Source organism: Pradoshia sp. Z5_111 (assembly GCF_058267535.1).
Map to the genome: position 1 here is coordinate 76,192 of NZ_JBZCPQ010000010.1, position 9,070 is coordinate 85,261.

General features: G+C 38.9%; 8 protein-coding genes. 3 read left to right on the plus strand and 5 right to left on the minus strand.

All coding sequences use genetic code 11. The features are described from left to right. Positions 1-43: 43 nt before the first annotated feature. Positions 44-4,450 (plus strand): S8 family serine peptidase, encoded by a 4,407-nt coding sequence (locus tag AC4D4A_RS16700; RefSeq protein WP_490996914.1) that lies wholly within the window; start codon positions 44-46, stop codon positions 4,448-4,450. 63 nt (positions 4,451-4,513) lie between these two features. Here AC4D4A_RS16700 and AC4D4A_RS16705 read toward each other — a convergent pair whose 3' ends face one another. The 4 genes from AC4D4A_RS16705 to AC4D4A_RS16720 form a co-directional block, all read right to left on the minus strand. Beyond that, positions 4,514-4,744, minus strand: a complete 231-nt coding sequence (locus tag AC4D4A_RS16705; protein ID WP_490996915.1) for a GNAT family N-acetyltransferase — start codon at positions 4,742-4,744, stop codon at positions 4,514-4,516. A gap of 15 nt (positions 4,745-4,759) precedes the next feature. After that, positions 4,760-4,945, minus strand: coding sequence for a GNAT family N-acetyltransferase (locus AC4D4A_RS16710; protein ID WP_490996916.1), 186 nt, complete (start codon positions 4,943-4,945; stop codon positions 4,760-4,762). A 29-nt stretch (positions 4,946-4,974) separates the two neighbouring features. Next, the gene (locus AC4D4A_RS16715; protein ID WP_490996917.1) at positions 4,975-5,484 is read right to left on the minus strand and encodes a GNAT family N-acetyltransferase; all 510 of its coding nucleotides are present in this window, start codon (positions 5,482-5,484) and stop codon (positions 4,975-4,977) included. A gap of 249 nt (positions 5,485-5,733) precedes the next feature. Continuing rightward, positions 5,734-6,429 carry a CPBP family intramembrane glutamic endopeptidase gene (locus AC4D4A_RS16720; RefSeq protein WP_490996918.1) on the minus strand — a complete coding sequence of 232 codons (696 nt, stop codon included), beginning with the start codon at positions 6,427-6,429 and terminating at the stop codon, positions 5,734-5,736. An 87-nt stretch (positions 6,430-6,516) separates the two neighbouring features. On the opposite strand from AC4D4A_RS16720, the gene AC4D4A_RS16725 reads away from it, so the two are divergent. Together AC4D4A_RS16725 and AC4D4A_RS16730 are read left to right on the plus strand one after the other, a co-directional pair. Continuing rightward, positions 6,517-7,257 (plus strand): MerR family transcriptional regulator, encoded by a 741-nt coding sequence (locus tag AC4D4A_RS16725; protein WP_490996919.1) that lies wholly within the window; start codon positions 6,517-6,519, stop codon positions 7,255-7,257. A gap of 145 nt (positions 7,258-7,402) precedes the next feature. After that, positions 7,403-8,587, plus strand: a complete 1,185-nt coding sequence (locus AC4D4A_RS16730) for a M20 metallopeptidase family protein (protein ID WP_490996920.1) — start codon at positions 7,403-7,405, stop codon at positions 8,585-8,587. Positions 8,588-8,658: 71 nt separating this feature from the next. Here AC4D4A_RS16730 and AC4D4A_RS16735 read toward each other — a convergent pair. Beyond that, a partial coding sequence (locus AC4D4A_RS16735; RefSeq protein ID WP_490996921.1) for a class I SAM-dependent methyltransferase occupies positions 8,659-9,070 on the minus strand: 412 nt, incomplete at its 5' end.

Sequence of the window (9,070 nt, forward strand, 5' to 3'; positions counted from 1 at the left end):
TTGGCATATTGGCAATTTAATAATCTAGTATAGGGAGGAATACTTGTTGAAAACAAAGAGAAAAAAACTGTCGTCACTCATTCTAACATCTATGCTCATTCCATCATTGCTCTTAACTACAGGATTTACGTCTTCACCATCTTCTACTGCTTCCTCAGAATCCATCCATAGTTCAGCAAAATCTACGATTATACAGAATAGCAGTAACAAAATCTCCAAAGATCTTCAAAATGAGTTTAAGGAAGAAGAAAAAGTCACCTTCTTAATTAAACTTAAAGAGCAGGTAGACACTGCCAAGGTAGCAAAAGAAGCTACTGCTACTGCGAAAAAACAAAAGCTATCATCAGCCAAGACGACCTTGACTAAACGATCTTCCATCGTTACAAATCTTCGCGCAACTGCTGAAGAAACTCAGCATGAGCTAAAAAACTATTTAGAAAAACAAGAAAAAGCCGGTAATGCTGAAGATATTCAATCCTTCTACATCGTTAATGGGATGGCTGTAACAGCTACAAAAGAAGTCATGGAACAAATTGCCGCATTTCCTGAAGTAGAAAAAATTTCACCGAATGAAACTGTACATCTTGTAGAACCTGTTAAACAATCCAAAGCTGAAAAGCCATTAATCGAGTCCAATATTATGGAAAATTCCTCCAAAATAGAGACAAAAGAAGAAACCACCTCGATCGAATGGAATATTGATAAAATCAGCGCACCTCAAACATGGGCAATGGGAATTGATGGAGCTGGAACAGTCGTTGCCAGCATAGATACTGGTGTGCAATGGGATCACCCTACCCTAAAGACAAAATACCGTGGGTACAACCCTGCTAATCCAGACAACCCGAACCATGAGTTCAGTTGGTTTGACGCTACTTCTACAAACCGCCCTGCAGCATTTGATGATAATGGTCATGGTACCCATACAATTGGAACAATGGTCGGATCAGAACCAAATGGTGCTAACCAGATTGGTGTAGCCCCTGGCGCTAAATTCATTGCTGTTAAAGCACTAAATGCAGCTGGCAGTGGGACTCAAGCTGATTTACTAGAAGCCGGTGAGTACGTTTTAGCACCGAAGGACGCGAATGGTACTCCACACCCTGAATATGCACCAGATGTCGTAAACAACTCATGGGGTGGCGCAGCAGGATTAAATGAATGGTTCCGTCCGATGGTTCAAGCATGGAAAAGTGCAGATATCTTTCCTGAATTTTCTGCAGGAAATAGCGGACCAGGAACAGGAACTGTAAATGCTCCATCCAATTATCCTGAATCTTATGCAACTGCCGCAACAGATATCAATAATGCTTTGGCAAGCTTTTCTTCAAGGGGACCTTCTCCATATGAAGGAGTCATGAAACCAAATATAGCTGCACCAGGTGTAAATATTCGCTCAGCTATACCTGGAAACGATTATGCTTCCTATAATGGAACATCAATGGCCGGGCCTCATGTGTCCGCAGTAGTTGCCCTGCTTAGACAAGCTGATTCGAGCTTAACTGTTGATCAAATAGAAGAGATTATGGACTTAACAGCAACACCATTAACTGACAGCGCTTATCCAGAGTCACCTAACTATGGATATGGTCACGGTTTGGTAAATGCTTTTGATGCTGTCTCTTCAGTTGTTAGTGGTTTAGGAAAAATTAAAGGAACTGTCTCCAAGGATGGTGATGATACTCAAGCACCTGAAATTGAAACAGAGCCTGTGACTACTTCTTATAAAGAAATGGACCTTCCTCTTAGCGCAACCGCTACGGACGATGTATCCGTAACATCTGTCGTTTTGAAATATAAAAAAGCAGATGGCAGCTGGACTGAAGTCGCTGCGGAACGTGTAAGCGGAGATTATAAATCCGGTGAATACGAAGCAACCATACCTGGTGCTGATTTAACCGGTGATTCAACAGAATACCAATTTATCGCATATGACTTTGGAGGCAATTCAAAAGAAACAGCTGTTTATCCAGTAGAATTACTTCCGGGTATTACAGTTGGCTATGAAACAGATTTTGAACAAAACCCAATCGGATGGACATCTTACGGTACAAATAATTCATGGGAATGGGGAGTACCAACAACAGGCCCTGGCGCTGCATTCTCTGGTGAAAAGGTATATGCAACTAACCTGACAGGAAATTATGCAAACAGCTCTAATATGAGCCTGGAAATGCCACCAATTGATCTTCCTGAAGGAGCCAGCTACTTACAGTTCAAACAATGGTTTGATTTAGAAAGAAACTATGACTTTGGGCATGTATTTATTTCTACTGATGGTACCAACTGGACACAGGCAGCTCGTTTCAACCAAACATCCGATGGTTGGATTGATGGCGAAGTCGACTTAAGCGAATATGCAGGACAACGTATCTATATTTCCTTCAATGTTACAACTGATGGGTCTGTCCAGAAAGCTGGATGGTATTTGGATGATGTCAAATTATCGGCAACTCCTATCCAACCTTCGTCAAAAGCTAAACATGGTGTGAAGAAAGATACAAAAGCTACTGATACTAAAATCAAAGATACAAAAGCTAAAGACCCTAAAGACGACAAAAAAGCAGCAAAAGAAAAAGTAGACGCATCAAAAATCAAACCAGTATCTGAAAAAGATAGTGCAAAAAATGAAAAACCTAGCAATGAGAAACCGGCACCACTGCTTTTACCAATTCAAGCAGAGGTAACCGTTCTTGAAACTGGCCGTTCTGTTTACACCAACCCACAGGATGGTTCCTATGAATTAACGCACGCAACAGGTGATTACACTGTTCAAGCAGAAACATATGGATTCCAATCTCAAACACAAACAGTACGTGTTGAAGATGGTGGAGTTGCTACCGCAAACTTTACATTACAGGAAATCCCTAAAGGTACTGTCAGCGGTACAATTACGAATAAAGTAACAGGAAATCCTGTTGCAGGCGCCACAGTTTACCTTGTGGAGGATGCTGCAATTACTCCTGTGACTGCAAATGAAGATGGCGAGTATTCCATTACTGCATATGAAGGTACCTACACACTAAAATTTGTTGCACCATCCTACTACAGCTCAGAAACGACTGTAACCATTGAAGCAGGCGAACCAGTCGTTAAAGATGTTGAGTTACGCCCATTCATTGGCTATGCAGGGGAGATTAAGTATGATGATGGAACAGCTGAAAATGCCAGATCCTTCAATGCGGCAGGCAATAGCTGGGCTGTTAAAATGTCATTAAAAGAAGGGGAAGATCAAGCTCTAGTAACTGGTGCACTCCTTCGCTTCTGGGATATGGAATGGCCAGTCCCAGGCGGTACTGAATTCCAAGTATCCGTTTATGATGCCAGTGGTGCAAACGGCGGTCCGGGTACTAAATTGGCAGGTCCTTTCAACGAGACAGCTTTACGTGACGGCACTTGGACACATGTTGACCTTGCCGAACACGGCATCATGGTAGAAGGAGACTTCTTCATTGTCTATACACAAACAAAAGCAAATCCTAATTCACCTGGCTTGGCAACTGATGAGGACGGTCCAAATGCTAAACGCAGCTGGCAAGGTGTAAGCGGTGCATGGTCTCAATCACCAGAGGCTGAAGGAAACTACATGATCCGTGCGACCGTCAACTATGAATTACAAGTACCATCCATCACTTCTCCTAAAGATGGAGCATTTACGAATAAAAAATCTGTGACAGTTGAGGGTAAATCTTCTCCTGAAACAACCATTGATTTATTCAATGATGGAGAACAAACTGCTACTACGGAAACGAATGCAAGTGGCGACTTCTCAGTTGCAGTCGAGTTGAAAAATGGTGCAAATACACTGACTGCTAAAGCAAAAACTGATGTCGGTTCAACAGACCCATCTGAACCAGTTACGATTACACTTGATCAGGATAAACCTGAACTGACTATTACTTCACCGACAGATGGTTCTAAAACAAATAAAGAAACCGTTACAGTTACAGGAACAATTGCTGATGCCAATCTGGATTGGGTTAAAGTAAATGGTCAAACTGCAACTGTAAGCGACGGGAAATTCAGCAAGCGTATCCTTCTTGATGAAGGTATCAATGAGATTACTGTTCAAGCTAAGGACAAAGCAGGCAACAGCATTAAAAAGATCATCACAATTGATGCCAATTATACGGCACCTGAACTTTCCAACATACTTCCTGCTGAGGACAAAGTATTGGAAAGCGGCGATTCTGTCAAAATCGAATTTGATAGTGAGCCTGGACTAGACGCTACCTTCTCAATCCTTGCTCCAGTCACAAACCTTGGCGTCTCAAATGCACTTGAGCTTCCAATGCGTGAGACATCGGAAGGACACTATGTCGGCTACTATACTGCCACTAAAAATATCAAAGCAAACGGGGCAGCCGTTCAAGTAACTGCAGAAGATGACTATGGTAATAAAACGATTGAAAGAGCGGAAGGATTATTATATATCAACGCTCCGCAATAAAATAATTGAAGCACAAGTGCTGCTATAAGCACTTGTGCTTTTCCTTTCTAAACAAAACAATCTTTAAGTAAGACTTTTTACAAATCCAATACTTTTCTCACCATAACCCCTGTTTCTATAAAATTGATGGGCTGCCATTCTTTCAGGCCGATTTCCACTATTTAAGCTCATTCCCATAGCTCCCAGTTTTCTTGACCAGTTTTCAGCACCCTCTATCAATGCTTTCCCTATCCCTTTATTACGATAATTAGAATCTACTACAAGTGTTAAAATCCTGATATAAAAGCCGTCCATCTCATAATAATAACTTTAACTAAGCCCTATCATCCCAACAATTTCACCATCATAAGCTGCTACTAAAGTATGATAATCAGGATGCTGTTGAATAGTGTAAAATCTTGTTTTCATATTTTTCAGGGTAGAAGGGTAACCAAGATGAACCATCAGGTCTGTTAGAGCGCCTATATCCCTTGTTATTGCTTCTCTAATTTCCATTTTTATCCCTATTTCATCAAAAAATACAGTTATATCTTACGAACATATCTTAATGAGATATAGTTTTCTTCCTCTGTATTTCCGTATCCTCGTTGTTCATTATTGAAAATGAATCCTCTTGCTTCATAGAAAGGAATTCCTTTTTGATTTCCCTTTGCCACAGAGACCCATTGCTCAGTTGCATGAAATTCCTCTTTTTGTTGTTTTGTAAGAACATCTAATAACCTTGTCCCAATTCCTTCATTACGCCTATTAGGGTTAAGATATAAGACAAATACCTCCCCGATTGTCTCTCCAATCATGCCACCTCCAATTGCTCCAATGACTTCATTGTTTTCCACAGCAACAAAATACCCTCCCCACTCCCTGCCTGTATCAGTTACTTCCTTTAAAATTCTTTCGTGATTATAAAATTCTTTTATGACTCTTTTAATATATTCTTCAGACCTCAGGCCTATATATGTGGCCCGCTGTCCATCACTGCATACTTTCGCAATCCCCTCAACATGACTTGCATTCGCTTTTAAAATGTTAACCACTTTCCACCCCTCCAATTCCCCCTGTTCAGAAGATTCCCTCTACAAATTCGAGCTTTTACTATCATTTATAATTCAACATAAAAAGGTATTAATCCTTTTTGAATTAATACCTTTCATCTCATCTTTTGATATATTCCTATAAATCTAAATTCGTTGTTTACTATTGCCTCAAACGTCATTTCTTAATAGTTCCAGCTTTGGAAGCATCGATAATTACGCGGTATCTTTCAACTCGCGGGAGCAACCTCCTTAACCAAAGCTAGTCAGTAATACCATAATTCCATTAGTCAAACCGTGAATGATAACCGCTGGCCAAATTGAATTGGTTCGTTCATATGCAAGCGCAAAAATGATACCACTGAAGAAATTTACTGGCATCACATTATAGGTCGGAATATGTACAATCGTAAAAATGATTGAACTAAGTAAAATAGCTCCAACAAATCCTATCCGTGTACGCAACCAGCGATATAAAAATCCTCGATAAAAGATTTCTTCATATATTGGAGATATAATAGCTGCGGAGATAAAGGCTATTAAAAAGGTGAATAAAGTTACATTTTGCTGTAAAGCCTCTGTTTTGTTATTCTCCCACGTATTACCTATAAGACTAGTAAACAAAATTATAATTACTGAACCAACTAATAAAATAGTAGAATACAGAATAATAAGCTTCCAAACTTTCATATTAAATGATTTTATCCCTACCTCTTTCCAAGATAATTTTTTCGGATTAAGTGCAATATAATAAACACCTGAAATTAAAATAATGGCTATTATTAGTCCAATTAATGTCCCTGAATATAAATCATTCTCGAGCCAATTGGTAAGATTCGGTTTAAATATCAATTTTACAAAACCAATTACAAACACAAATTCCAAAAGGATTAATAATACGAATTCCTTTAGCCCCCAATAATCTTGCTCTTTCCAGTTCATTTTCATCCGATAGCCCTCTTCCTATATATGGTATAATCCAACTATATTAGATGACGCTACGTCACCTGCAAGTTTTTTTCAGGAGGAAATGAAATGAAACAATTGACTACGGGAGAGGTCGCTAAACAGCGAAATATATCCGTTCGTACCCTGCGTTATTATGATCAGATTAATTTGCTTACCCCTAGTTATAAAGCAGATAACGGGAGGAGATACTATTCAGAAGATGATTTATTCAAACTTGAAAAAATTATTATTCTCAAATCTCTTTCACTTCCTTTAGAAACTATTCGCGATATATTAGATAGACTATCCTTCCAACAAATTCTAATCTCACACTACAATTACCTACAAGATCAACTCACGAATATCCAAACAAGTATTTCTAATACTACATCACTAATTAATATGAGCCAGCTGCAAGGATCCTTATCGTGGGAAGATGTTTTAAATCTAGTCCAAAATTCACAAAATAACTCAAAAAAATGGATTGATTACTTCCATCAAGATGAAAAGATACTTTTACAGAAATCCATACCAAGTCTCAGCAGCAATGATAAAACAACACAACAGTATATGTTCTTACTAAAACAAATTGAGTATTGTATTCAAAACAAAATTAAACCCGAATCTGAAATAGGAGCCCAAATTGCTTCTGATTTAATTAAACTATCAAATGATACATTTCAAGGGAATGAAGAATTAATGAATCAGTTTTGGGAAGTCAGAAAAAAACCCGCAGAAGAAACAGGCTTATACCCAATTCCTAATCATGTACTAGAATTTGCAGAACGATGCATTGCGTATGTAACAGATTTAGAGACTAGCCATTAAATTTATCTCCCTCGCCTGTTTATTCAAGACTTAGAGTTAACTCTATTTGCTATGCGAATAATTATTGAAGAAAACGTTAATATAAACTGCCTGCAATGCACAAAATACGAAGAAGCAAACTATGAAGGCTATGCAGGAGGTACATATGAATCAATTCTTAGAAAGTGCAAGGGCTATGAAGGATGAGTTAATCAAATATAGAAGAGAAATTCATCAAAATCCTGAAGTAGGAGACCACCTTCCTCAAACCACGAAATACGTAATGGAGAAGTTAAAGGAATTTGGTTATGAACCAAAAGAAATCTGTGAAAGTGGGATTGTAGCACTGGCGGGGAAACCTGATGCCAAAAAAACATTTCTATTGCGGGCCGATATGGATGCTCTTCCGATTAAAGAGGAGACAGATTACCCGTTTAAATCAACAAATGGAAATATGCACGCCTGTGGACATGATATGCACACAACTATGCTACTAGGGGCTGCCAAATTATTAAAACAGTATGAGAATGAACTGGAAGGATCCGTTAAGCTCGTATTCCAGCCAAATGAAGAAGGCTTCAAGGGTGCAAAATTAATGTTGAGGTCGGGCGTTTTGGAGAATCCAAAAGTGGATGCTGCAATGGCCTTACATGTACATTCCGGTACACCAACTAATACGGTATTATATGGGCTTGGAACCGCAATCGCAGGTTGTACAATCTTTAGAATTACTGTTAAAGGTGTCGGGTGTCACGGAGCAATGCCTGAAACCGGCGTTGATCCAATTAATATTGCAGCGCATATCTATACCTCCATCCATGAAATCATAGCAAGAGAAATCTCAGCAACTGAATCGGTGGTTATCACGATTGGAAAGTTTCAGGCAGGAAGTACTCATAATGTAATCCCTGACCAAGCCATATTAGAAGGTACAATTCGTTATTTAAATGTGGATTTGGGAGATTTTATTTACAAAAGGATGGAAAAAATAGTAACGTCAACAGCTGAAATGTTTAGAGGTGAAGCTAAAATAGAAGTTGTTGCATCCGTTCCACCCTTAACGAATGATAAAGACTTAGCCAATCAATTGTCCTCTTATGTAAGTGATGTAGTCGGTAAACAATCTGTCATTTCTTTTGAAGGCGGAGGCATGGGTTCCGAAGATTTCGCTTCATATTGTTATGAAGTACCTACCGTTTATTTTTTGCTGGGAGCCGGCACAAAAGAAGAGGACCCTCATTACGGACTTCCTATGCACCATCCACAGGTAGTTTTTAATGAAGAAATCCTACCAACCGGTGCCGCCATGCATGCCCATGCGGCAATGATGTGGTTAAAAGAGAATCAATAGAGAACGCAGTAAGAGTGTGGCAAAGTTTTTAAAGGATGCCACACTCTTTTAAATCTAGTATATTTTATAATTCACTTTTTAAATATGGCTGTCAAAAAACCTTCCTCAGCAAATACACCCTCCATTGAATCTGATTGTCTCATGTTTCTTATTTCAATCTCCTTCAGATCCTTAAAGATGTCTCTTAATTTATGCTCTGTGAACCCCAAACCTCCCTTTAGGCTCCATAATCTATACACATCCCAATCTGTTATATCCGATCCGCCATACTTCCCATTTTCAAGAAAACACGTAATACCAAACAACCCATCTGTTTTGAGAGCTCTATTAACTAAACTATTATAGGTAATCCTGCGATGAGGTGCTATATGATGAAAGCATCCTGAATCAAACACGATATCATAGCTTCCTTCATCAATAGCTAAATCAAATATATTTTTATGTATAAAGTTAATTGTTAATCCACTCTCTTTAGCCCGCTCT